The sequence below is a fragment of the Cucumibacter marinus DSM 18995 genome (assembly GCF_000429865.1).
GTDB lineage: Bacteria > Pseudomonadota > Alphaproteobacteria > Rhizobiales > Devosiaceae > Cucumibacter > Cucumibacter marinus.
The window spans coordinates 481,204-505,132 of record NZ_AUCR01000001.1 but is presented as its reverse complement, the minus strand read 5'-3'; the positions used below and the strand labels follow the sequence as shown (position 1 = coordinate 505,132).

The window sequence follows — 23,929 nt, the reverse complement described above, 5'->3', positions numbered from 1 at the left end:
GCCGGCCCTTTTGCTATTCGGACGCGGCCAGTGCGGCCAATGCGTCGGCGAGGGCTGCTGCCCGCTCCGGACCGATACGGTCAGACATCCGGTCATCGATGGCCTGCTTCTCGGCCTTGATCGCTTCGAGCAGCTCACGTCCTTTCGCGCTCAACACAACCTTGAGCGCCCGCCGGTCGGCCGGATCGGTTTCGGTCTCCACAAATCCCAGTTCGCTTAGCTTGGCGACCTCGCGTGCGCAGAACTGCTTGGTGACGCCCAACCGTTCCGCCAGCGTTTTCACCGGGTGAGGGCCGTCGTGACAGGCATGGCACAACCGGATGTCAGGCATGGTGAGGCCGTCATAGCCGCGCGCCGCCATGCCCGCGAGCAACTCGCTCTGCGCTGCCTTGGCATGGTGTTGCAGGATCTCGAAAAACGTCATGTCGCCAAAGCTTGACAATGGACACCTCAGTTGTCTAATTAGACACCAAAGTTGACTAAAACGGAAACTCAGGTGTCAAATTGGAGAGAAGGTGCCATGACCGCTAGCAGTGAACAAGCCGAACGTCAGTCAATTCCACCATGGGCCTGGGCCGTTGCCGTTCTCGGCATAGCAGGCCTCGTCAATGGCATTCCCCACACCATCGCTGGATATCTGGTTCTCAGATTTCCAACACCCTTTTCCGGGGGTCCGGGGACCCTTTCCGGTCCGGTGGTCAATATGGCCTGGGGCCTATTCAATCTGGGGGCAGGGCTGGCCTTGTTGGGGCTGGTCCGGCAGCGCCTGAGCGACGGCCGCTTCCGCCTCGTCCTCATCGTGCTGGCATTCGTTCTTGCCTTCGTGACCGCCTGGGCATTGGGCTCGCAACCCCTGCCAGACCGCTTCGCCTGATCATCAAAACGACCGAAATCCGGGCCGGCTTCGCGCCAAACTGCAAATTAGTCTATTGACTAATTAGATTATTCGCAAATATACGAATGATCGAGTTTGGAATGGAACCGGCCCGATGAGTGTGAACACCGTCTTTGAAGCCCTCGCGCACCCTGCGCGCCGCAAGATTCTGCGGCTCCTGCGCAAGGGGCCGTTGTCTGCGGGCGAACTCGCAGGCCATTTCGATCTCGCCAAACCGACCCTGTCTGTTCACTTCGCCAAGCTGCGTAATGCCGGGCTGGTGAGTGTCGAGCGGCAGGGGACGAGCCTCATTTATCACCTCAACGCCAGCGTTCTTGAAGAGGCCATGGCCGACATGTTTGACCTGATTGGAAAAGAGCAATGATTTCGCGTTTGTTTGCCGGTCCCGTCCACCTGGCCCTGTCGGTCATGCTGCTGGCGCTCACCATCGTCGCCTATCTCGGCGTGCCGCTGGCCATGCCACTGCCGATCCACTGGACCATTACAGGGGAGGTGGATGGCTATCTCCCTGCGCTCTGGGCTTTCCTGCCAGCCCTGTTATTGGGCATCGCGTCAATGGCGCTGTGGGCGCTGGGACCGGGCCTTGGCGGCGGAGAGCATTTCGAACGCGGGAAGTCATTGATTGCGGTTGCGGCTTGCATCGTGACCGGCGCAGCGCTGGTTCTGCAAAGCGCTTTGCTGGCCATCGGCTTCGGCGTTGCCGTCGACATGGTGCGCATCGCCACTATCGGCATAGCCATCGCAGCGATCGTTCTCGGCAACTATCTGCCCAAGACGCAGCCCAATGCCCTTGCGGGACTGAGGCTGCCGCCGACCCTCTCGGACGCCCAGAACTGGACGCGGACCCATAGGCTGACCGGACGCCTGATGATGCTGGGCGGAACGGTCTCGCTGATCCTGGCGGTTGGCCTGGCCAACCAGCCTTATATTCTCATCATCGTGCTGGCCGTTGCTCTGCTGCTGCCCACCATCGCCGGCACCATCTACAGCTATCGCATCCGCAAATCGGCCTGATCATGACCCATTTCCAGCCTGTCGACCCGATGGCGCGCGCCACCGGCTTCTCCCGTCCTGCACTTTTGACCTTCGCCGGTTTGATTGCGCTTCTCGCCCTTCTCAGCGCCACGAATGTCTTTCTGCCCGCTGCGATCCCGGTGGCGCAGCCCGCCGAGTTGCCGTTCCCGCTCCCGGTGATGGCGCTGATCGCGGGCATTTCGGTCGTCGTCATCTATGGCGGGCTTGGCGCACTCGGTCTCTTCCTCGCCTACCGCAACCAGTTGCCCGGTGTTTGGGTCGGCCAGTTGCAGACGGGAAAGGATCTGGTTCAACCGCTCCTGATCGGTATCGGGATCGGTATCGCCTTCATCGCCGTCGACCTTGCCTTTGCGCCGTTTAACGGTATCGGCCGCGCGCCGCACCCCCCGTTTGCCACGGCAATAGTCGCTTCAGTGGCCGCTGGCATCGGTGAGGAAACCATCTTTCGGCTCCTGCTCATTCCGCTGGTTTTCGGGGCGCTGTGGCTGATCCTGCGTGACAGGGTCTCCGAAACCCACCGGTTTTGGATCGCTGCTGCCATTGCCGCCTTGGTGTTCGCGCTCGGCCATCTGCCCGCCGTCATGTTGCAGTTCGGCTGGGCCTCGCCGGCGGAAGTGCCACCCCTCCTGATCGTTGAGATAATCCTTCTCGATGGCACGCTGTCTCTTGTGGCGGCATGGCTCTACCGGCGATACGGCATCCTCGCTGCCATGGGCGTGCATTTGTGGACGGACATCGTCTGGCACGTCATCTGGGGCAGCATTCCCCTGGCTGCGTAACCCGGGCCGCGCTTCCCGGTTGCAGCCCACCGCCGGCCTCCATAGACTTGGCTTGCGGTGGGCCGAACGGGAGTGTGGGAATGCGCTTGAGATTTCTGAAGATCGCCGCCGCTTTGGTGTGCACCCTGGTTCTGGCCGCCTGTGCGGCGGATGAACTCCAGATCGATATCAGCCAGACACAGATCGAGGACGCCATCGCGCTCGAACGCCCGATGCTCGACTTCGTCGCCGAGTTTTCCGGCTCTGGCGAGCTGTCGGAGAGCGAACGAGCCGACTTCAAGAAGATCGAAGCCGTGCTGCGCGAGTATATGACGATCACCGATTTCGTGCTCGATATCGGGGTCGAGGACTACACCCTCACGGTCGAGGGCAGAATGCCGCTGACGTCACAGGCCGAAGATAAGAGCCCCTGGTTCGTCTCGGTGCGCCCTTATCCGAACTTCGAAGGGGCCTATCTCGTCCAACTCGAGACATCGGAGATGTTTGGCGAGCTTGAAGACGATATCCAGGACATCAGCTTCTCGCTCTCGCCGGATCGTATCCACCCCACCAAATTCCGCCTGAGCGGAGAGGGGATGCGCGTGGTGGCGCCAGCTGCTGCGGTGGGTGGAGATTATGCCTTGTTCCAGGACAGGATCGTCACTGACAGGCTCAATCTGCAGTTCACCGGCGGGGCCTATTCGAGCATCGGCGCAGGTTTCCTCGTCTTCCTGCCCTAAAAGGCGTTTGAGGCGTCAAGGGCTGTCAGCACGCGGATTGCCAGACCTTGGGATTATCAGGCGGAGCCGCTAGGCTTCGCCCGACTTTGTTCGGGCTTGCTGTATGAACGTATCGCCACCATTTGCGAGTGCTGATGTGGAAGCCGCCTTTGCCGCCATGCCTGTTGAGGTGAAGGAAGGGCTGCTGGCGCTACGGCGCCTGATCTTCGAGACTGCCGCGCAAACGCCCGGCGTCGGTGCGCTCAAGGAAACGCTCAAATGGGGGCAACCGGCCTATCTGACGCCAGAGACAAGATCAGGGTCAACCATCCGCCTCGGCGTACCGAAACAGGGCGGTTTTGCGCTTTACGCCCACTGCCAGACAACGATCATCTCGGATTTCCGAACCACCTTCCCCGATGATTTCGAGTTTGAAGGCAATCGGGCGGTGCACTTCACCCCAGGCAAGGCGCTGCCGCTTGACCAACTCGGTTTGCTGGTCACCAATGCACTGACCTATCACATGAAAGCCGATAAACATGCCCGGCGCGCCTAGAAGCGGGCGTGCCCGAGGCTGAAGCCGCCCGTATTGCGCCGCCGCTCCGCAGCCTGCGCCTTGTGCTCTTTCATCACGTCTTCGATGACTTCGATGGCGCGCGCCGTGCCATCCTCGGCGTTGAGCTTGTCGGCAACGATCTTGGCATTGCGGGCGAACTCGGGATTGGTGTCGAGCTCGTTGAGGGCCTCAGCCAGAAGGTCCGGCGTGAGCTTGCGAAGCCTGACGGGGCGGGGGCCGCAGCCGAGTTGGTGCACGCGCTTGCCCCAATAGGGCTGGTCGACCGTTTGAGGCACCACGAATGTCGGCCGGCCCGCATGCAAGCCCGCCGAAGTGGTGCCCGCACCGCCATGATGCACGACCGCCTTCATCAAGGGGAACAGCTTGTCATGCGGCGCGCGCCTAATGGCGTAGATATTGTCGGGCAGATCCTCGGGATCGATACCGCCCCAGCCACGGGCCACAACCACGCGGCCACCCCATTTCCCCACCGCTTCCTTGAGAATTTCGGTGTTGCGCTTGGCGCCGAAGGGCATGGAGCCGAAACCGACATAGATCGGTGTGTCGCCGCTGGCGAGGAACTCCTTGAACCGGTCGCTGGGTTCCCAGCTCCGGTTGTCCTCAAGCTGCCAATACCCGGTCACAATAGACTTTTTCGGCCAGTCCTTGGGGCGCGGGGAGACGAGGTCGGAATAGGCGTAGAGCGTTGTCAGGCGGTTCCCGTCATTGTCGCGGAAGAGGCCGCCGATGCGGCGCGTTTTCAGCCCCATCACTTCCCGGCGCAGGCGATTGCGCGGCAGGTTGTAGTAAATCTGGCTCACACCCATCGCGGTGTAACTGAGCTTGTTGAACGCCTTGCCGAAGCTCGGCCCGTAATAGGCGCAGAAGGGAAACTCGCTCGTCGAGTTGAGCGGCTGCAGCGCGGCCATGATCGGGGGAATGTCGAGCGCTTCGGCAATATCGATACCGAAGCTCGTATTCATGTTGAGAATGATCGCATCCGCACCCTGGCTCATTTGCCAGGCCTGACGCGCTGCGCGGTCGACGATCCTCTGACCCTGCCGCAAAAGCGCCGGCGCGTTTACCAGCATGTTTTGCGACATCGCGTTTTCGAACCGCGACTCTTTCAGGAATTCCTGGATGTTGGAGCCCAGCGGGCAAAATTCGAGACCGTAATTCGCCGCCATCTCGGCGAAGTCGTCGGGCGCGCCGAGGACCACCTCGTAACCCTTTTTGATGAGGGCTACGCCAAGCGATACATAAGGCTGAACATCGCCCTGCGTACCGATGGTGGCGATCGCTATGCGTTTCGGCATCCGCACCTCTCATATCCCCGATTGTCGCGCGCCTCGCGGGGTCTCCGCGAGTGCCATTTACTTTGTCTGGACGCGCAAGTAGAACGGCTCCGCGCAATCAAATTTCATCGCACAATCAACCATAGAGGGCAAGCGAGATGGCCGCTACGCACAGGGCCGCACTGCTGGGTGCATCAGGATACACAGGCGCGGATCTGCTTCGTTTGGGCGTCCCTCATCCTTCCCTCGACTTTGTTGCGCTCACGGCCAACAGTCAGGCCGGTCAGCCTCTGGGTGCCGTCTATCCGCACCTTGCAAGTGCGGGACTGCCGGACCTTGTGACCGCCGAATCCGTCGACTGGACCGGGCTTGACGTGGTTTTTTGCGGTCTTCCGCATGCCACCAGCCAAGCCATTATCGCTGAGATTGTGTCTGCGAACCCCAAGGTCAAGGTCATCGACATGTCGGCGGACTATCGGCTGCGCGATCCCGAGACCTACAAGCTATGGTATGGGCACGATCATGTCGCGGTCGATTTGCAGAAAGAAGCGGCTTACGGCCTGACCGAACACAATCGGGAAGCGATTCGGAATGCGCGCATCATTGCGTGCCCGGGCTGCTACCCCACCGCCATTCTGTTGGCGCTGCTGCCTTTGATGAAGGCCGGCGCAATCAGTGCAGATGATCTGATCATCGATGCCAAATCCGGCGTTTCGGGGGCGGGCAGGGGCCTCAAGCAGAATACCCTGTTCTGCGAGGCCGGTGAAAGCCTCACACCCTATGCAATCGGTTCGCACCGCCACTCGCCCGAAATCGAGCAGGAGCTTTCGCTCGTGGCGGGCAATCCGGTGACGGTCAACTTCACCCCGCACCTCATCCCGATGAGCCGGGGCGAACTGATCACCGCCCATGTGCGCCTCGATAAAGCCAGCAATGCCAATGATTTGCGGGCAGAGCTTGAATCCGCCTATGCGGATGAGCCCTTCATCCGGGTCAACGCGCCGGGCGAGATCCCCTCGACGGGCCATGTGCGCGGCTCGAACAATGCCGTCATCAACGTCTTTGAAGACCGCATTCCGGGTCGCGCCATCGTCATTGCCGCCATCGACAATCTCGTAAAAGGCAGTGCCGGCCAGGCGATCCAGAACTACAACCTGGCGTTTGGGTTGCCCGAAACGACCGGGCTCGGCCAGCTCGCCATGTTCCCCTGATGGGGCCTGTGCAAAAGGCGGATTAAGCCTTTGCCAACCATGTCGGCGCACACTGCGCCTTGCGACAAATTTGCATTTTGCCCGAATTGCGCGCCAATTCGGGCGCACAACCGGCTCGCAAATGAGCCGAATGCAGCACCGGGTCTCTCTGACACAGTCAAATCCCGGTCCTGCGGCCACTGGTCTTCATGAGGAAAAAATGACCGACGAGTTCCATCGCATCCGCCGCCTTCCGCCCTATGTGTTCGAGCACATCAATCCGATCAAGGCGAAGGCGCGAGCGGCGGGCGTCGACATCATCGACCTTGGCATGGGCAATCCTGACCTCGCCACCCCGCAGCATATCGTCGACAAGCTCAAGGAAACCGTCGAGAATCCGCGCACCCATCGCTATTCGGCCTCCAAGGGCATCAAGGGCCTGCGCAAGGCCCAGGCCTCCTATTATGGCCGTCGCTTCGGCGTGAAGCTCGATCCGGAAACACAGGTCGTGGCGACGCTGGGTTCGAAAGAAGGCTTTGCCAACATGGCCCAGGCGATCACCGCGCCGGGCGATGTGGTTCTGGTGCCCAACCCGACCTATCCGATCCATTCCTTCGGCTTCATCATGTCGGGCGGCACGGTCCGCTCGATGCCGGCCGAGCCCGGCGAGGAATTCATGCGCGTGCTTGACCGTGCGGTGCGCCATTCGATCCCCAAGCCGATCGCGCTGATCCTGAATTACCCCTCGAACCCGACGGCCTATGTCGCCGATCTCGATTTCTACCGCGAGGTCGTCAAATATTGCCGCGAGAACGAGATCTTCATCCTTTCCGATCTCGCCTATGCCGAGATCTATTTCGACGGCAACCCGCCCCCCTCGATCCTCGAGATCCCCGAGGCAATGGACGTGGCGGTCGAGTTCACCTCGCTGTCCAAGACCTATTCCATGCCCGGCTGGCGCATGGGCTTCGCCGTGGGCAATGAGAAGCTGATTTCGGCGTTGGCACGGGTCAAGTCATATCTCGACTATGGCGCCTTCACCCCGATCCAGGTGGCCGCCGCCGCGGCGCTCAACGGGGCGGACGACTGCATTGCTGATGTGCGCGAGATCTATCGCAGCCGTCGCGATGTGCTGGTCGAAAGCTTCACAAGGGCAGGGTGGGACGTCCCGTCGCCCCCCGCGACCATGTTTGCCTGGGCGCCGATCCCCGAACCCTTCGCCCATCTCGGTTCGCTCGAATTCGCCAAATTGCTGGTCGCCGAGGCCGGTGTTGCCGTCGCCCCGGGTGTGGGCTTTGGCGAGTATGGCGACAATTATGTCCGCCTCGCGCTGGTCGAAAACGAACAGCGCATCCGCCAGGCCGCGCGGGCGGTGAAAAAGTTCTTCGCCACCCACGCCAAGGACAGCAATGTGGTGCCACTCAACGGCAATACGCGCTAGACGCCAAACACCGCAGTATTCGAAAGGCCCGCCGGTTATGCCGGCGGGCTTTCTTCTTCGCGTTCTTCGATCCCGAAAAATCCGCCCGACTGCCGCGCCCAGAGGCGGGCATAGAGCCCGTTGGCAGCGAGGAGCTCGCCATGGCTGCCCTGTTCGACGATCCGGCCCTGATCGAGCACCACGATCCGGTCCATGCGGGCAATGGTTGAAAGCCGGTGCGCAATGGCGATCACCGTCTTGCCTTCCATCAGCGTGGCCAGTGCGGCCTGAACCGCCGCCTCGGATTCGGAATCAAGGGCTGAGGTCGCTTCATCGAGAATGAGGATCGGCGCATCCTTGAGAACGGCCCGGGCGAGGGCAATGCGCTGTCGCTGGCCGCCGGACAGCTTGACCCCGCGTTCCCCGACATGGGCCGAATAGCCAGTCCGCCCCTCCCGGTCCGCAAGGTCGGGGATGAAATCGGCCGCTTGTGCCTTGGCTGCCGCAGCCTCGATTTCGGCGAGACTGGCATCCCGATTGCCGAAGGCGATATTGGCCCGCACCGAGCGGTGCAGCAGCGCAGCGTCCTGGGTAACCATGGCAATCTGGCGGCGCAGGCTGTCCTGCGTGACCTCGCGGATATTCTGCCCGTCGATCTCGATGGTTCCGTTCTCTGCCTCGTAGAAGCGCAGGATCAGGTTCACCAGGGTCGATTTGCCAGCGCCGGAAGGGCCCACCAGGCCGATCTTCTCGCCCGCGGCAATGTCGAGATCGATGCCGTCGAGCGCGGCGATCGACTTGCCATAGCCATGGGACAGCCTGCGGATGGTCACTGCACCGCCGGCAACGGTGAGTGGTTTGGCGTCCGGTGTATCGGCGATCTCATGGGGTTGTCCGACGGAGCTCAGCGCATCCTTGAGCGCACCCATGGAAACGAACAGGCCTGTGACGGCATCGAGTAGCCATTCGGCCATCGGCGTGAACCGGAAGCTCAGTGCCAGGGCGGTGGCAATGAGGCCGAGCGGGGCTTCGCCTGCCTCCCAGAGATAGATCGCGGTACCCACCAGCCCCACGATCAAGAGGCTCGACAGTACGATCATCGAGGCATTGATCGTCACCTCGAGGCGTTGATGCAGGAACATGCCACGGCGGAAACGGTCGAGGGCCCGGCGCGTGGCCCGCTCTTCTTGCCGTGAGTTGGCATAGAGCTTGATGCTGTCGATATTGCCATAAGTATCGTTGAGCACGCCGATCAACCCGGCATGGGCCGCCTGGAAGCGCTCGGAGCGCTTCTCTGCGCGGGGCACGGCATAGACCATTAGCGCCCCATAGACCACGATCCACACCAGCAATGGGACCGTGAGCCGGGCATCGTAGGACGAGAGCAGCCACAGTGAGCCGATGGTGTAAAAGCCAACCGAGATCACGGTGTGCACCAGCATATAGGCGATATGGACCGAGATCAGTCCCGCCTGCATCACCCGCTGCACGATGCGGCCGGTCATGTCCTCGCGGAACCAGCCGACCGACTGACCCACCACATGGCGATGGGTCAGCCACCGTGCGCTGGTCACGGCATTGGGCAGAAAGCCGATATCGTCGAGCGCTTCTTTCAAGAAGCCGGGCAGGGGACGGATCACGAGCACCAGCACGGCTGCGGCGATGAGCTGCCAGCCATGGGTTTGCCAGACCGCTTCCGGCGATGTTTCCGCCAGCATGGAGACCAGCCGCCCGCCGAAATCGATGAGCCACAATTCAATCGCTGTGCTGATCGCCGTCAGGACCGCACTTGCCAGCAGAATCGGCCAGAAGGGCCTGAGCGCCTGCCAGACGAAACGGGTTCGGTTCTGCGTCGGGGTAAAGGGCCGTTCGTCGTCGAACGGCTTGATGAGGTTTTCGAAAAAACGGAACACGGGACCTCCGAAGGGGTGTCCAGAATCAATTCAATTGATGGAGCCGTCCTGCCGGCCGGCAGAACGAAGGCAAGGTGCCTAGGCGGGCATGCTCTTGGTCGTCATGCGAAAACCCTCTGTGTTCCGTTCGTCATGCATAGCCGGGTCGGCGTGGCCTGTCATCGGTGCTGTCCGCAAAACTGAGGCAGTTCGGGCACACTCCTGCCATTTCGCTGGCCCGTAATTGACTTGGTGCCCGAACGGGAGCACTTGACCGGCGCGCACTGAATTTTAAGCGCAACTTCTATTTTCAACGCTTTTATCCAAGGCCTTTACATGTCTTCTCCCGAACATACCGCAGCCGCCGGTTTGGCGGATGCTGCGGCGACTCCCGACCATACCGCCCGAAACCGCATCGTGATCGCGTTGCTGCTGGTCTCCACATTCGTGGTAATCCTGAACGAAACCATCATGAGCGTGGCCCTGCCGCGTCTGATGGCGGCGCTTGATGCGTCAGCAGGCGCGGCGCAATGGCTGACAACCGCATTCCTTTTGACCATGGCCGTGGTGATCCCGGTCACCGGCTTCCTGATCCAGCGCATCAACACCCGCCCGATCTTCTTTCTAGCCATGAGTCTGTTCAGCACCGGCACGCTGATCTCGGCGTTGGCGCCGGGACTTGAGGTGCTGGTGTTCGGCCGCGTTATCCAGGCCGTCGGCACTGCCATCATGCTGCCGCTGCTGATGACCACCGTGATGATGCTTGTGCCCGAAAATGCCCGCGGCAAGACCATGGGCAACATCTCGATCGTGATCTCGGTCGCCCCGGCACTCGGACCAACGATCTCCGGCTTCATCCTGACCTATCTCGAATGGCGCTGGATGTTCATCCTCGTGCTGCCCATCGCCTTGGCGTCGCTCGCCATCGGCTGGCGGTTCATCCAGAACGTCTCAGAACCGCGCTACGCGCCGCTCGACTATCTGTCGGTCGTGCTGTCGGCGGTCGGTTTTGGCGGTCTCGTCTATGGGCTTTCGAGCCTGGGCGAGATGAGCAATGGTGCAGCCGAAGGTCCGCTGCCGGGCTGGCTGCCCGTGGTTGTGGGCGCCGTCGTCATGGTAATTTTCATCTGGCGGCAGGTCATCCTGCAACGTGAAGACAAGGCGCTTCTCGATCTGCACACCTTCCAGTCGCGCATCTTCGCGGTCTGCGTCTTCATGATGGCAATCGCGATGATGGCGCTATTCGGCACCATGATCCTTTTGCCCATCTATACCCAGAACGTCCTGGGTCTCGACGCGCTGCAGACCGGCCTGATGCTGATGCCCGGTGGCCTCATCATGGGGTTGATGGCGCCTTTTGTCGGTCGTCTCTACGACAAGCACGGTGCCCGAAAGCTCGTGATCCCCGGCACCGCCATTGTCTCCGCCGTATTGTGGGCGCTGACCATGGTCGACCAGAACACCAGCTTCTATGCCGTTCTCGTCGGACACATGGTGATGAGTGTCGGTCTCGCGCTGGTCTTCACCCCGCTGTTCACCTCGGCGCTGAGTGCCGTGCCGGCGATGCTCTATTCACATGGCAGCGCAGTGCTGGGCAGCACCCAGCAGGTGGCAGGCGCAGCGGGGGTTGCCCTCCTGGTGGCGCTCATGTCCGTGCGCAGCGGTCAGCTCCTGGCGGGCGGCGAGACCGAAATCGTGGCTCTGGCCGGCGGAATACGCACAGCTTTCTTCGCCAGTGCGTTGATCTTCAGCCTCGGGCTCATCGCCTCGTTCTTCGTGCGTCGGCCGAAACATGTCGAGGCACCGGTCCACTGACCGGAAATTACTCTAAGTGAAATCAACGGCCGGCGGTCACTCGCCGGCCGTTCATGTTCGCATTGACTGAGGACCTTCCGCACTATTGTTGGCGAACCCGTTCAGATACAACAGATCGGCCGCTCAATTCCGGGACGGCTTAAATGGATATGGTTCGTAACCGCGTGTCTCTTCAAAAAGACCATAAGAATCTTTCGGGTATTGCTTGGGCGGGTGTTGACAAGTCTTCGGCCGAGCATGAGACGATCTGGGCGCGTCAGGGCGGCATGGGACCGATGATCCTGAACCATGACTGGGCCTCGACGGCCCTGGGGCCGATCAGCAGCTGGGGGCCGGCATTGCGCAGCCAGGTCACAACCATGCTGTCGACCGGTCAGCCCATGGCTTTGTGGCTTGGGCCGGAGCTTGTCGGCCTGTTCAACAACAGTTTCGTTCCCGTCCTGGGTGCACGCCGCGATGCGGCGCTCGGCATACCGCTCAGCGAAGTCTGGCCTGATGTCTGGGAGGACGTGTTGCCACTTGTGCGCCGGGCCCTGTCCGGTGAAACCTTCTGGCTGGAAGACCTGCCGCTGGTGATGACCCGCAATGGCTATGACGAGCAGACTTACTGGACTTTCTCCTATGGCCCCGCCTTTGATGATGAGGGCTGCGTGATCGGTTTTCAGGCCATGGTCTATGAGACCACCGCAACAGTGCGGACCACCGAGGCCATCGAGCGCGTGAATGTCGCGCTGGAACAAGAAGTCGAGAAGTCCCGCAAGGCACTGCAGGCCCAAAAGGCTGCCGAGCGGCGGCGGGATGCATTACAGCGCGAACTCGTCCATCGCATGAAAAACATGTCCGCCATCGTCCAGTCTCTGGCGGTGCAGAGCCTGCGGCACGCCGATGACCTTGAAAGCGCGGAACATTCGCTGACGGGCCGGCTGGCCTCTTTTGCCCGGATCCAGGACCTGTTCAGCGCACACCAGTGGCATGGCATGGACATCAAGGCGCTGATCGAGGCTGTGATCGCTCCCTATCAGCTTGGCGAAGACGGGTTCGTGCTCGATGGTCCTGCGGCACCGCTCGGCAATCAGCACGCGATGGGCATTGCGTTGGCATTCCATGAACTGGCGACCAACGCGACCAAATATGGCAGCCTTTCGGTGGAGACGGGCAGGGTGGTCGTCGAATGGCAACTCGGTGAAGACAACGGATTTACCCTGACATGGCGCGAAGAGGGCGGCCCCGAAGTGACGCCTCCAGCGCGCAAAGGCTTCGGAAGTACGCTCACCCAGCGCATCGTCGCCGATTATTTCGCCGGCAAGGCCGAGACGCGATATCATCCCGAAGGCGTCGTCTATCAGCTCACAGGTGCCCTGCAGCAGCACGTACCCGACAAGATCTGATATTCCGAGTGGTCAGGAGCAGGAGGGCACCGGACGGGCCCGCTGTTGACCTATAGGATAATTCCTATACACATCGCCGCGAACGACAGGCGGTGACGATGAGCGACATCGACAAATTCAAGGCTCAGGTTGAGGCGTTTCTGCGCGACCATGCGTGGAGCCCCACCCGTTTCGGCCGTGAGATCGCCGGAGATCCCCTGTTCGTGTTCGATCTGCGTGAGGGGCGCGAGCCCCGGCGCGACACGCGCGAGCGGATCGTCTCCCTTATGGAAAGAACAAGAAAACAGGAGCGCAACATGTCTCAGCCGCTACGCATTGGCCTTGCCGGAGTCGGTACGGTGGGCGCGGCGCTCATGCGCATCCTCGAAGATGACCGAGAAGACATCACCCGCAAGCTGGGCCGCGAGATCAGGGTGGTGGCCGTGTGCGCCCGCTCACGCTCGCGCGACCGCGGCGTCGATCTCTCCGATGTCGAATGGTACGACGATTCCGTGGCGCTCGCCCGGTCGCCGGATGTCGATCTTTATGTCGAGCTCATGGGCGGTGAAGACGGACCAGCATACGCCTCGGTCACTGCCGCGCTGGAAGCCGGCAAGCCGGTCGTCACCGCCAACAAGGCCATGCTTGCCAAGCACGGGCTTTCTCTGGCCGCCATGGCCGAGGAGGCAGGTGCCCAACTCGGTCTTGAGGCAGCGGTCGCCGGCGGAGTGCCGGTCATCAAGACCGTGCGCGAAGGACTGGGCAGCGCCCGGATCGAGCGCGTTTACGGCATCATGAACGGCACCTGCAATTACATCCTCTCCCGCATGGCGAACGAAGGCATCAGCTTCGAGGATTGCCTGCGAGACGCCCAAGAACTCGGTTATGCCGAGGCTAACCCTACTTTCGATGTTGAAGGCCAGGACACCGCGCACAAGCTTGCTGTTCTGACGGCCCTGTGTTTCGAGTGCGAGATTTCTGCCAAGGACATCTTCATCGAAGGCATTACCAGCATCGACAAGGCCGATATCGAGGTCGCAGGCGATCTTGGCTATGTCATCAAGCATCTCGGCATTGCCCAGCGCAGCGGGGACGGCATCGAACAGCGTGTGCACCCCACGCTCGTGCCGAAAACTTCAACCATTGCCTCCATTGGCGGTGTGCTGAACGCCGTCGCGCTCGAGACCAACCATGTCCGCGAGGTGCTGCTGGCCGGGCCCGGTGCCGGCGGAGAGGCAACTGCGGCCTCGGTACTCGCCGACATCTTCGATATCGCCCGCGGCAATCACGTGCCGCCCCTTGGCGTGCCGGTGAAAGAACTCGCCCCATACAAGCGCGGCAAGATGCGCGCCCATGAAGGCGGCTATTTCATCCGTCTGATCGCCAAGGACGTGCCCGGCGCGCTGGCCGCCATCGCCAGCCGCATGGGAGAAGAGGGCATTTCGCTCGAAAGTGTCATCCAGCGGCCCGATCTTGAGATCACGGTGGAAGGCGCCTCGACCGAAAACGCCCGAACAGTGGTGCTGATCACCCATGAAACCGTTGAGCAGACCGTCCGGGACGCCCTCGCCAAGATCGCGGCGGACGGCTACATTCTCGGGACCCCGCAGCTTATCCGCATCGAACAGATCTAAGAGGCTGATCCTATGGACAAAGAGCATTTCCACCCCAAGGGCCCGGCGGTCGTCGACCGTAGTCTGACCCTTGAAATGGTGCGGGTGACCGAACGGGCCGCGATTGCCGCTGCAGGCTGGCGCGGCAAGGGCGACGAAAAGGCCGCCGACCGGGCCGCCGTCGACGCCATGCGCGCCGAGATGAACCAGATGGACATCGCGGGCCGCATCGTCATCGGCGAAGGCGAGCGCGACGAAGCCCCGATGCTGTTCATCGGCGAGGAAGTCGGCAACGGCAACGGCCCTCAGGTCGATATCGCCGTCGACCCGCTCGAAGGCACAACGCTCTGTGCCAAGAACCAGGCAGACTCGCTGGCAGTTTTGGCATTGGCCGAGCGCGGCGGGCTGCTGCACGCGCCTGACGTCTACATGCAGAAGATTGCGATTGGTCCGGGCTATCCCGAAGGCGTCATCGACATCGATGAACCGGCGAGTGACAGCGCGCTCAAGCTGGCAAAGGCCAAGGGCGTCGACGTGTCCGAAATTACCGTGTGTATTCTCGACCGGCCGCGCCACGCTCAAATCGTTGAGGAAATGCGCAAGGTCGGCGCGTCCGTGAAGCTGATTTATGATGGCGATATCGCGGGTGTCATCCACGCTGCCATGACCGACGACACCGGCATTGACATGTATATGGGCACTGGCGGTGCGCCCGAAGGGGTGCTCGGCGCCGCGGCGCTGCGCTGCCTGGGCGGCCAGATGCAGGGCCGGCTGGTGCTCGACACCGCGGAAAAGCGCGAGCGCTCCGAACGCCTGGGCATCTCCGACCCTGACAAGATCTATGGGGTGAAGGAACTCGCCTCCGGCGATGTGCTGTTCGCCGCGACCGGCGTGACCAATGGTTCGATGCTCAGGGGCGTGCAGATCCGGCCCCATTCGGTGCGCACATCGACCATCGTCATGCGCTCCTGGTCCAAGACCTTGCGTTGGGTCGACGCACGCCACCAGCGCGACGACTGAGCCTCTTGGCCTCCACCAAACGGCCCTCATGGTGAGCATGTCGAACCACGAGGGCCGGCCATCGGGCCGTGCCCACGATGCCGGCTGCCAGGCCCCGGATCAGGTCCGGGGCGGCCAGGTTGAATAGCAGGCGGCGCCCCTCACATTTCCGGGATGGGCGGGCACTCCATGACCTCAACGCTGTCGCCGGGGAAGATGGCGAAGTGCGGGTGATTCCGGAACATTTCGGCGGCTTCTTCGTGGCTGTTCGCCCACACGATCACATAGCCGGTATTGTCGTTGACGATGGTGCTGATGCCGTCCGGGCCGACCTTCCTGGTCTTGCCCAAGGGGCCGCCGATATCGGCGATGGCGTCCATATGGTCTTCCATCCAACGACCCCAGGCTTCCATTCCCGCCCTGTTACGAGCCTCGATATCAGCGGCGGATCCGGTCTCGGCTGCGGCCTTTGCGGTTGCCTCGGCGGTGCCGATGTAGAGGGCGAGGAACTTCTTCTTGGCCATTGATGCGACTCCATTCTTGGCTCAAAAGCAGGCGACGTTGAAGGTGCTCGCCAAAATGCGCTGCGCTGATAGTATCTTGAGCCATGGCGGGGAGCGAGCGTCTGTTTCTCAATGTTGAAAAATCGGTGTCCGGCCGGCCTTGGGTCGACAGGCTGAGCGAGGAAGGTGCGCGCATTGCCGCCGCCATGTCGCAGCAATTCGGTATCTCCGAGATTGTCACGCGGGTGCTCGCGGCGCGAGGAGTGGCGCTTGAAGAGACCGAGGACTTCCTCAATCCCACCATCCGTCACCTGATGCCGGACCCGGCGACCTTGACCGCGATGGATGCGCTGACAGAGCGTCTGGCCGACGCTATCGCCCGTGGGGAGCGGATTGCGCTGTTCGGCGACTATGACGTTGATGGCGCTGCGTCCTGCGCGCTAATGACCCGTTTCCTGCGCGCCTTTGGCATCGAGCCGGACGTTCATATCCCGGACCGGATCTATGAGGGATACGGCCCGAATGTGGGCGCCATGGACAAGCTGATCGACGGTGGAGCGAGCCTGATCATTACCCTCGATTGCGGCACGACCAGCGAAGAGCCCATTGCCCATGCCAAATCGCGCGGCGTCGATGTTCTGGTGATCGACCATCACCTGACCGACGCCGACCTGCCTGTAGCCGATGCCATCGTCAATCCCAACCGGCCCGACGATATCTCGGGGCTCGGACACCTCTGCGCAGCCGGAGTCACCTTCATGGTGCTCGTCTCGGTCAACCGGGCCCTTCGCGGGAAGGGGCTGGCGGCGAACGCGCCCAATCTGATGAACCTTGTCGATCTGGTTGCGCTGGCGACGGTGTGCGACGTGGTGCCGCTCACCGGGCTCAATCGCGCCTTTGTTGTGCGCGGCATCGAGATCATGCGAAAAGGCGCGAACCGGGGTATTGCTGCGTTGGCGCTCGCCGCGCGCCTCTCGGGGCCAGTCGAACCTTATCATCTGGGCTACCTCATCGGCCCGCGCATTAATGCCGGTGGGCGCATCGGCGACGCGGCGCTGGGTGCACGGTTGCTCTCCAGCGACGATGAACACGAATGCCTGCACATTGCCGGCCAGCTCAACGAGCTCAATGTCGAGCGTCAACGGATCGAGAAGCAGGCCGTGGACGAGGCCGCGGCAACCGCCGATGCAGAAATTGGCGAAGGCAAGGGGCCACCCTTGATCGTGGTCGCGTCGCCTGAATGGCACCAGGGCGTCGTCGGGCTGGTCGCAGCGCGGCTCAAGGAACGCTTTGGAAGGCCGGCTTTCGCGATTGCCCAGGGGGCGAATGGCGGTGGCACAGGGTCAGGCCGCTCGGTGCCGGGAGTGGATCTTGGCCGGGCCGTGCTCGCTGCCGTCGAGGCCGGCATTATCGCCAAGGGCGGTGGTCACGCCATGGCAGCGGGCATAACCCTGTCGCCAGGCCAATTGGGTGAGTTCCGCAGTTTCATGACCGAAGCGCTGGCCGAGGACATCGCCGAAGCGCGCCGGGCGGACAAGGTGAAGATCGATGCCGCGCTGACCGCGCGCGGGGCGACCACGGATTTCATTCACGAAGTCGATCGGGCAGGGCCGTTCGGTTCGGGCAATCCCTCTCCGGTCTTCGCCTTGCCGCACCATCGGATCACCTTTGCGGACATTGTCGGAGAGGGCGGGCATGTCCGCGTGACACTGGCGGCGGGTGACGGCGCCAGGCTGAATGCGATTGCGTTTCGGGCCGCCGGCACGCCGCTCGGCGATGCCTTGATGGAAGGGCGGGATGCCGGTCCCATTCATTTGTGTGGCGGGCTCTCAATCAATCATTGGCAGGGCCAGGCTTCCGCCCAGCTCCGGATTATCGACGCGGCCCATCCCGGCTGATAGACGCCGGAATTGATCCGGCAGTCTCCCTGATGCGTTCAAAGCCTAACACCCCCCATAACGGGCGGGACCACCAGCGAGGCGAAATGAAACGTAAGTCGATAGCCGTCATCGGATCGGGAATTTCGGGCATGAGCGCCGCATGGCTGCTCACCCGTGCTCATGACGTGACTCTCTTTGAGTGTGCCGGGCGGCTGGGCGGTCATACCAACACCATATCGGTCGACACCGATACCGGCCCGATCGGAATCGACACCGGTTTCATCGTCTACAATGAGGTAAACTACCCTAACCTGACCGCGCTGTTCGCTCATCTCGAGGTTGAAACCGCGGCTTCGGATATGTCCTTCGCCGTCTCGCTCGACCGCGGACGTTTCGAATATTCCGGCGCTCACCTCGACGGGTTGTTCGGTCAACGCCGCAACATTCTCAACCCCGGCCATTGGCTGATGGTCCGCGATATCCTGCGCTTCTTCGAACAGGCCGCCCGCGATGCCCGGCACCTGCCGCCCAATCTGACCATCTCGGATTATCTGACCGGCAACGGCTATTCCCGCGGATTTATCGAGAATCATATCCTCCCGCTCTCGGCGGCAATCTGGTCGACGCCCTCGCGGCACATGCTCGATTTTCCCGCCAAGAGCTTTATCGCGTTCTTCGAAAACCACGGCCTTTTAAAGGTCAAGGACCGGCCGCAATGGCGAACGGTCAAGTCTGGCTCCACGCGCTACATCGACAAGCTGATTGCAGATGCACCGGGTCTCGACGTTCGGCTCGATGCGCCGGTGCGAGAGATCAGGCGCCATCCCGGGCATGTTGAACTGCTGGGCGATGATGGTGAATGGCAACGCTTCGATGAGGTTGTGATCGCAACGCACGCTCCCCAGGCGCTAGCCATGCTTGGCGATGCCGATCCTGCCGAGCGCGCTCTGCTTTCGGCGTGCCGCACCACCTCGAACCATGCGGTTCTGCACACGGACCGGTCAGTGATGCCAAAGCGCCGCAATCTGTGGTCGTCCTGGAACTATCTGCGTTTGCCGCACGAAGAGGGCGACAGACTGAGTGTCTCCTATTGGATGAACAGGCTGCAGCCATTGCCGACCGACACCCAGTTCTTTGTAACGCTGAACGCGGGCGAGGCTGTCGACGAGCGCCACAAGCTTTTCGAATGCCATTACGAACACCCGCTGTTCGACAATGCCGCGATTGCTGCCCAGTCGGATATGCATTTTATTCAGGGCCACAATCACACTTGGTTTGCCGGCGCATGGCTGGGTCATGGCTTCCATGAGGATGGCATTCAGTCAGGCCTTGCGGTGGCGGAGCGGCTCGGCGAGGTGACCCGGCCCTGGTACGTATCGGGCGCCAATGATCGCGTGGCTCATAACTGGGCGGGCGAGAGCGAGCATCTGGAGGCTGCCGAGTGAGCGAAGCCGCCGTCATTTATCGCGGGGAGGTGGTGCATCGCCGGACGCGGCCGAAGCAGCACAAACTGCGTTACCGCGTGTTCTCGATGCTGGTCGATGTCGACCGGCTTGAAGAACTCGGCAGGACCCTGCGGCTGTTCTCGTTCGGGCGTTTCAACCTGTTCTCGATCAAGCCCGAAGATCATGGCCACCGTGACGGACGCTCGATCTCGGGTTTTGCCTGGGACAGGGTGCGTGCCGCCGGTCTCGAGGACGTGGTCAAGCGTATCGACATGCTCGCCTATCCCCGCATGTTCGGCTACGCCTTCAATCCGATCACCGTCTTTTATGCCCGCGACGCAGAAGAGCGCGTGCGGCTGATCATCTATGAAGTCTCCAACACTTTCGGCGAACACCACATTTATCAACCGCCGGCGCCCGACCCTGAAACGGGAACTGAACCCATCGCCCAGCGGACGCAAAAGCGATTCTTCGTCTCGCCGTTCAACACCCTTGATGGCGAGTATCGCTTTTCGGTCACACCGCCGGGCGAGAATGTGCATGTGGGGATCGTCCTCGATGACGGCGAGGGCCCGATGCTGACTGCCCATTTTAGCGGGGTTCGCCAGCCTGTTAGCGATTTTGCGCTCGTCCGTCTCGCTCTTGCATATCCCTTTATGACAGCTAAAGTGCTCGCCGGTATTTATTGGGAGGCCTTCAGGCTGTGGCTAAAGGGTGTGCCCCCAACGCTGCATTTGCGGCGCAAACGGCACAGAAAGAACCCCGCGCCGCACCGTCTGGGGTAGTATTTTATGAGTGACACAGCGTCACGGATCAGGACGCGCCCGTCGAGCCTTTCGACGCGTCTGGTTTCCTATTTTCTCGACATGATCGGTGCGACCTGGGTCGGCCACCCGCGCCATGGTGCGGTGACCTTTGTGCTGCCTTCCGGGCGCACCCGGACGATCGGCAACCCGTCCACCGGGCCGCATTCGACAATCAAGCTCAACAATTTCAAGCTTTTGAACAAGGGTCTTCAACGCGGAACTGTCGGTTTCGCAGAGGCCTATATCAAGGGCGATATCGAGTGCGATGACCTGACGGCCCTGTTCCGGTTCTTCCTCAAGAATCGCTCGCACTTGACCAAGGCCAATCCGGGCCTGTTCCGGCGCGCTGCGCAGGATGTCGCCTTTCACCTGTCGCGGCGCAACACCAAGGAACAGGCCAAGCAGAACATCGCCGAGCATTACGATCTCGGCAACGACTTCTATTCGCTCTGGCTCGACCCGACGATGACCTACTCCTCGGCTTATTTCGAATCCGGGGATCAGTCGCTCGAAGATGCGCAGCGCGCCAAATACCGCCGCGTGGCGGAAATGGCCGGAATGACCGAAGGGGCTTCGGTGCTCGAGATCGGCTGTGGTTGGGGCGGCTTCGCCGAGGAGACGGCAGCCAATATCGGCGCCAGCGTGCGCGGCATCACCCTGTCGAACGCGCAGCTCAAATTTGCCCGCGACCGGATCGAGAAGAAGGGGCTCGGCAACCGGGCGACCTTCGCTTTCGAGGACTATCGCGACACAAAGGGTGAATACGATCACATCGCATCCATCGAAATGATCGAGGCCGTGGGCGAAGAGCACTGGCCGCAATATTTCGGTGCCCTGCATGACCGGCTGAAGCCCGGCGGCACCGCCTCGATCCAGGCCATCACCATCAAGGAAGCCGATTTCGAGCATTATCGGCGCAATGTCGATTTCATCCAGCGCTACATTTTCCCCGGCGGCATGCTGCTGACCAAGGAAGCCATGAAGGAGCAGGGCGACAGGGCAGGGCTGGTGCTCGAACAGGTCGACTGCTTCGGCCAGTCCTATGCCAATACGCTTCGGCTCTGGTACGACCGTTTCCTCGAAGTCTGGAATGCCATCGCCAAGCTTGGCTTCGACGAAGAATTCAAGCGCAAATGGGTCTACTACCTCAATTATTGCGAAGCGGGATTCGCTGAGGGTTCGATCGACGTCGGCATCTACCAGTACCGCCGCCCGGCCTGATCCTCAGTCCTTCGTATCGAGGTGCGGGTTGGCCAATCCGGCTACCAGACGCACCAGTTCGCTCTGGCGGGAGACCTCGGTCTTGAGGAAAACCGCCTTGATCTGGTTGCGCACCGTGTGGATGCTGACCCCACGCTGTTCGGCTATCTCGTTGAGCGTCATTCCCTGGAACAGGGCCCAGGCCAGGTCCGCCTCGGTTCGGGTCAGCCGGTAACGGCTGGCCAGCAGCTTTCGAGCAATTTCGTCGGGTGTGTCGGCCAGTTCGAGGCACATGATGGCTGCCGGCCGCAGCTGGAGGTTGAACTCCGGAAATTCGTCTTCCAGTTGCTCCCGTCCGGAAAAGGGAACCACCGTCACCTCATAGCTCAGAAGATGCCGGACGTCGGTTGCGCTCAGCGAATGGGGGATCTCCGCAGGCGATGAAGCCGCGATCGCCTCACGGACCTTGTCCATCTGTGCGTCGGCAACGGGATCGAGAAAGCCCGGCTCGCCGGCCTTGGAAAGACTCAATAGTGTGCCACGTTCGATCAGTTCCGCCGCCTTGGGATTGATGTGACAGGCCTGGCCCTTGCTATCAAGCACGATCACGGCACTTGAGAGGACATTGAGGAACTGCTCGTAGTCGGAGCGCACAATGCTGTCGCCGAAGGAACGCATCAGCGAAAACGAGCGCTTGAGGTGCGGCGCGACCTCGGACAACAGCCTTGTGAGAGGCAATCCGAGGCGTTCGTCGTCTCGCGGATTGAAATTTCCAGCGAGCGCGAAAAAACGCGGCCCGTCATTGAACAGGTTAACCCCGCGGCCGGCCTGGATGTCATCCTGAGGCGCCACCCAGTCATTGTAGAACTCGGTACGCAGAAACGCGTGGCGCTCAATCAGGTCGTCACCGGCATAGACCCGCCCGGGGCTCTGGCCGGCCAGCCCTGGGGCCAGCGGATTGATCGCCGAATAATGGGCAAGGAAGCTTGAAATGCAGTCAGGATCGAAGCCGGAGAATCTTAAGCCGATGTCGCGGCGACGGCGCAGATCGTGACCCCACATACTGAGCCGGATTCCGGGAATCTGCCGGTCGATTTCATCAAGAACTCGCTGCCAGGACCATCGTCCCAGCGCGGCACCATATCCCGCCTGCACGACAGCGGAATGCCCTGCTGAATCTCCAAAATACACGCTGCGTCCTCAACCCCTGATTGCTCTCTCGACGCGGTGCCCGTTCCCCCCCGGAACACAGGCGACCACAGAGCCGTCGGCAAACATAACCGGGTGCAAACTGCGATAAATGACCAAAATGGACCATAGAAGAACCTGCGGCATCTACAGCTTACGTCTGTACAGCCAGTTCAATTGCGAGATCAATGAATTAAGCGCTAATGAAAATAACGAAAACTGTGAAAGTTCCGCGCATTCAGGGGCAGTAAACGCATCCGTCCACGCAGGATCTGTTCAACAACATACGTGTTTTCCGCAGATCAAGGCCGATATCAGGGACGCATTTCTAGCGTGACTGCGCTATTGCGCCGCGGCACCTGTACGCGCTTATTGGGTCGGCGGAATACCCGCAGGGCCCTCCGGTTTCACTGATCGCCGGCGTGGTTTGGCGTCCGAAAGGTGATTCGGCTCAATTGTCGTTTCGGCTCGCCAGAAAAAGGTTCGGGGTGTTTCAGTCATCTGCCAGCAGATGGCATTTGGGCGGCGAGGACGGGTGGATGGTCTACCGCCCGTCTTCGCCCTTTTCCTTTTGCCCTTCTTTCGACTTGCCGTCGCTGCTTGGCAAAACCCGGCGCATGCCGGCAAAAAACAGCGGATAGGGCAGCAGCTTAACCAGTTTCAGAAGCCACACGAAGCGTCTCGGGAACGCGACCTCGAACTTATCCGTGTCGAGGAGACCGCGGACCAGCCGGTCGACAGCATCGTCCAGTTCGAGAATGAACGGCATCGGGAAATCGTTTTTCGCCGTGAGATCGGTTTTGACGAAGCCCGGGTTCACCAGCCGGACGCGAATCCCATAGGGCTCCAACTCGGTATGTGCTGTCTCGGCAAAGTGGATCAGCGAGGCCTTGGCGGCGCCATAGGCCCCACTCGCGGGGATGCCGAAATAGCCGGCCACCGAGGCGATGAGTGCAATCTCACCGCTCCGCCGAGCCTTCATCGATGGCAGAACGGCGGCGACGGTGTTGACCGCGCCCAGGAAATTGACGGTGAAGACGTTGCGGAAGGCCTCAGGATCATATTCGGCAACCGTGTTGGGCTGCCAGTTCGCCGCGCCAAAGACGACGAGATCGACCGGTCCCAATTCTTTTTCGACGGCCTCGAAAACGGCCTTGGTGCCCGCTGCATCCGACACGTCGAGGGCGAAGGCATGCAGGCGATTATTGTTGTGCGCGATTTCTTCGAGACGTTCCTGGCGGCGGGCCGAGATGGCGACTTCATAACCCCGCTTGGCCAGGCGGTTGGCCAGCCCCGCACCAATGCCGGAGCTGGCCCCGATGACCCAAGCGACTTTGTTGCTATTGGACAAGG

22 protein-coding genes are annotated in these 23,929 nt (G+C 61.4%); 16 read left to right on the top strand and 6 right to left on the bottom strand.

The genetic code is table 11. The features are described from left to right. Nucleotides 1–13 precede the first annotated feature (13 nt). Nucleotides 14–442 (bottom strand): MarR family winged helix-turn-helix transcriptional regulator, encoded by a 429-nt coding sequence (locus G489_RS21545; protein WP_051332226.1) that lies wholly within the window; start codon nt 440–442, stop codon nt 14–16. A 78-nt stretch (nt 443–520) separates the two neighbouring features. On the opposite strand from G489_RS21545, the gene G489_RS22370 reads away from it, so the two are divergent. From G489_RS22370 to G489_RS0102575, 6 genes are all read left to right on the top strand, one after another. Further along, nucleotides 521–874, top strand: coding sequence for a hypothetical protein (locus G489_RS22370; protein ID WP_155889290.1), 354 nt, complete (start codon nt 521–523; stop codon nt 872–874). A 115-nt stretch (nt 875–989) separates the two neighbouring features. Next, complete coding sequence (locus G489_RS0102595) at nt 990–1,259, top strand: metalloregulator ArsR/SmtB family transcription factor (RefSeq protein ID WP_245578794.1); 270 nt, start codon at nt 990–992, stop codon at nt 1,257–1,259. Continuing rightward, a complete protein-coding gene (locus tag G489_RS0102590; RefSeq protein WP_029040203.1) occupies nt 1,256–1,909 on the top strand; it encodes an SdpI family protein in 654 nt (217 codons plus the stop codon). The genes G489_RS0102595 and G489_RS0102590 overlap by 4 nt, the downstream gene beginning before the upstream one ends. A 2-nt stretch (nt 1,910–1,911) precedes the next feature. Next, nucleotides 1,912–2,709 (top strand): CPBP family glutamic-type intramembrane protease, encoded by a 798-nt coding sequence (locus G489_RS21540; RefSeq protein ID WP_051332225.1) that lies wholly within the window; start codon nt 1,912–1,914, stop codon nt 2,707–2,709. An 80-nt stretch (nt 2,710–2,789) separates the two neighbouring features. Beyond that, nucleotides 2,790–3,428: a hypothetical protein gene (locus G489_RS0102580; protein WP_029040202.1), complete on the top strand. Its 639-nt coding sequence runs from the start codon at nt 2,790–2,792 to the stop codon at nt 3,426–3,428. A gap of 103 nt (nt 3,429–3,531) precedes the next feature. After that, nucleotides 3,532–3,963, top strand: coding sequence for a DUF1801 domain-containing protein (locus G489_RS0102575; RefSeq protein WP_035871200.1), 432 nt, complete (start codon nt 3,532–3,534; stop codon nt 3,961–3,963). Here G489_RS0102575 and G489_RS0102570 read toward each other — a convergent pair. Next, entirely contained in the window at nt 3,960–5,279 is a 1,320-nt protein-coding gene (locus G489_RS0102570; RefSeq protein WP_029040200.1) for a glycosyltransferase, read from the bottom strand. The genes G489_RS0102575 and G489_RS0102570 overlap by 4 nt on opposite strands. A 137-nt stretch (nt 5,280–5,416) precedes the next feature. Here G489_RS0102570 and argC point away from each other — a divergent pair, with 137 nt between their 5' ends. Continuing rightward, nucleotides 5,417–6,469: an N-acetyl-gamma-glutamyl-phosphate reductase gene (argC, locus tag G489_RS0102565; RefSeq protein WP_029040199.1), complete on the top strand. Its 1,053-nt coding sequence runs from the start codon at nt 5,417–5,419 to the stop codon at nt 6,467–6,469. A 199-nt stretch (nt 6,470–6,668) separates the two neighbouring features. Next, nucleotides 6,669–7,889, top strand: a complete 1,221-nt coding sequence (locus G489_RS0102560; protein WP_029040198.1) for an LL-diaminopimelate aminotransferase — start codon at nt 6,669–6,671, stop codon at nt 7,887–7,889. A 35-nt stretch (nt 7,890–7,924) separates the two neighbouring features. On the opposite strand, the gene G489_RS0102555 is transcribed toward G489_RS0102560, so the two are convergent. Beyond that, the gene (locus G489_RS0102555; RefSeq protein ID WP_029040197.1) at nt 7,925–9,781 is read right to left on the bottom strand and encodes an ABC transporter ATP-binding protein; all 1,857 of its coding nucleotides are present in this window, start codon (nt 9,779–9,781) and stop codon (nt 7,925–7,927) included. 315 nt (nt 9,782–10,096) lie between these two features. Here G489_RS0102555 and G489_RS0102550 point away from each other — a divergent pair, with 315 nt between their 5' ends. The 4 genes from G489_RS0102550 to glpX all read left to right on the top strand — a co-directional run bounded on the left by G489_RS0102550 (nt 10,097) and on the right by glpX (nt 15,575). Beyond that, entirely contained in the window at nt 10,097–11,575 is a 1,479-nt protein-coding gene (locus G489_RS0102550) for an MDR family MFS transporter (protein ID WP_051332224.1), read from the top strand. 143 nt (nt 11,576–11,718) lie between these two features. Beyond that, nucleotides 11,719–12,963 (top strand): PAS domain-containing sensor histidine kinase, encoded by a 1,245-nt coding sequence (locus tag G489_RS0102545; RefSeq protein WP_051332223.1) that lies wholly within the window; start codon nt 11,719–11,721, stop codon nt 12,961–12,963. Between the two features lie 296 nt (nt 12,964–13,259). After that, nucleotides 13,260–14,576: a homoserine dehydrogenase gene (locus tag G489_RS0102540; RefSeq protein WP_029040194.1), complete on the top strand. Its 1,317-nt coding sequence runs from the start codon at nt 13,260–13,262 to the stop codon at nt 14,574–14,576. Between the two features lie 12 nt (nt 14,577–14,588). After that, nucleotides 14,589–15,575 carry a class II fructose-bisphosphatase gene (gene glpX / locus G489_RS0102535; protein WP_029040193.1) on the top strand — a complete coding sequence of 329 codons (987 nt, stop codon included), beginning with the start codon at nt 14,589–14,591 and terminating at the stop codon, nt 15,573–15,575. 140 nt (nt 15,576–15,715) lie between these two features. Here the strand turns inward: glpX and G489_RS0102530 are convergent, their stop codons facing one another. Beyond that, a complete protein-coding gene (locus G489_RS0102530; RefSeq protein ID WP_029040192.1) occupies nt 15,716–16,078 on the bottom strand; it encodes a hypothetical protein in 363 nt (120 codons plus the stop codon). A gap of 125 nt (nt 16,079–16,203) precedes the next feature. Here G489_RS0102530 and recJ point away from each other — a divergent pair, with 125 nt between their 5' ends. The 4 genes from recJ (at nt 16,204) to G489_RS0102510 (ending at nt 21,409) form a co-directional block, all read left to right on the top strand. Beyond that, a complete protein-coding gene (recJ, locus tag G489_RS0102525; RefSeq protein ID WP_342667628.1) occupies nt 16,204–17,955 on the top strand; it encodes a single-stranded-DNA-specific exonuclease RecJ in 1,752 nt (583 codons plus the stop codon). An 86-nt stretch (nt 17,956–18,041) separates the two neighbouring features. Continuing rightward, nucleotides 18,042–19,382 carry an NAD(P)/FAD-dependent oxidoreductase gene (locus tag G489_RS0102520; RefSeq protein ID WP_029040190.1) on the top strand — a complete coding sequence of 447 codons (1,341 nt, stop codon included), beginning with the start codon at nt 18,042–18,044 and terminating at the stop codon, nt 19,380–19,382. Then, entirely contained in the window at nt 19,379–20,167 is a 789-nt protein-coding gene (locus G489_RS18765) for a DUF1365 domain-containing protein (protein WP_051332221.1), read from the top strand. The genes G489_RS0102520 and G489_RS18765 overlap by 4 nt, the downstream gene beginning before the upstream one ends. Before the next feature lie 6 nt (nt 20,168–20,173). Further along, nucleotides 20,174–21,409 (top strand): SAM-dependent methyltransferase, encoded by a 1,236-nt coding sequence (locus tag G489_RS0102510; protein WP_029040189.1) that lies wholly within the window; start codon nt 20,174–20,176, stop codon nt 21,407–21,409. A gap of 3 nt (nt 21,410–21,412) precedes the next feature. On the opposite strand, the gene G489_RS0102505 is transcribed toward G489_RS0102510, so the two are convergent. Beyond that, nucleotides 21,413–22,450 carry a helix-turn-helix transcriptional regulator gene (locus tag G489_RS0102505; protein WP_029040188.1) on the bottom strand — a complete coding sequence of 346 codons (1,038 nt, stop codon included), beginning with the start codon at nt 22,448–22,450 and terminating at the stop codon, nt 21,413–21,415. A gap of 670 nt (nt 22,451–23,120) precedes the next feature. Further along, nucleotides 23,121–23,927 carry an SDR family NAD(P)-dependent oxidoreductase gene (locus tag G489_RS18760; protein ID WP_162142395.1) on the bottom strand — a complete coding sequence of 269 codons (807 nt, stop codon included), beginning with the start codon at nt 23,925–23,927 and terminating at the stop codon, nt 23,121–23,123. Between the last annotated feature and the right edge of the window lie 2 nt (nt 23,928–23,929).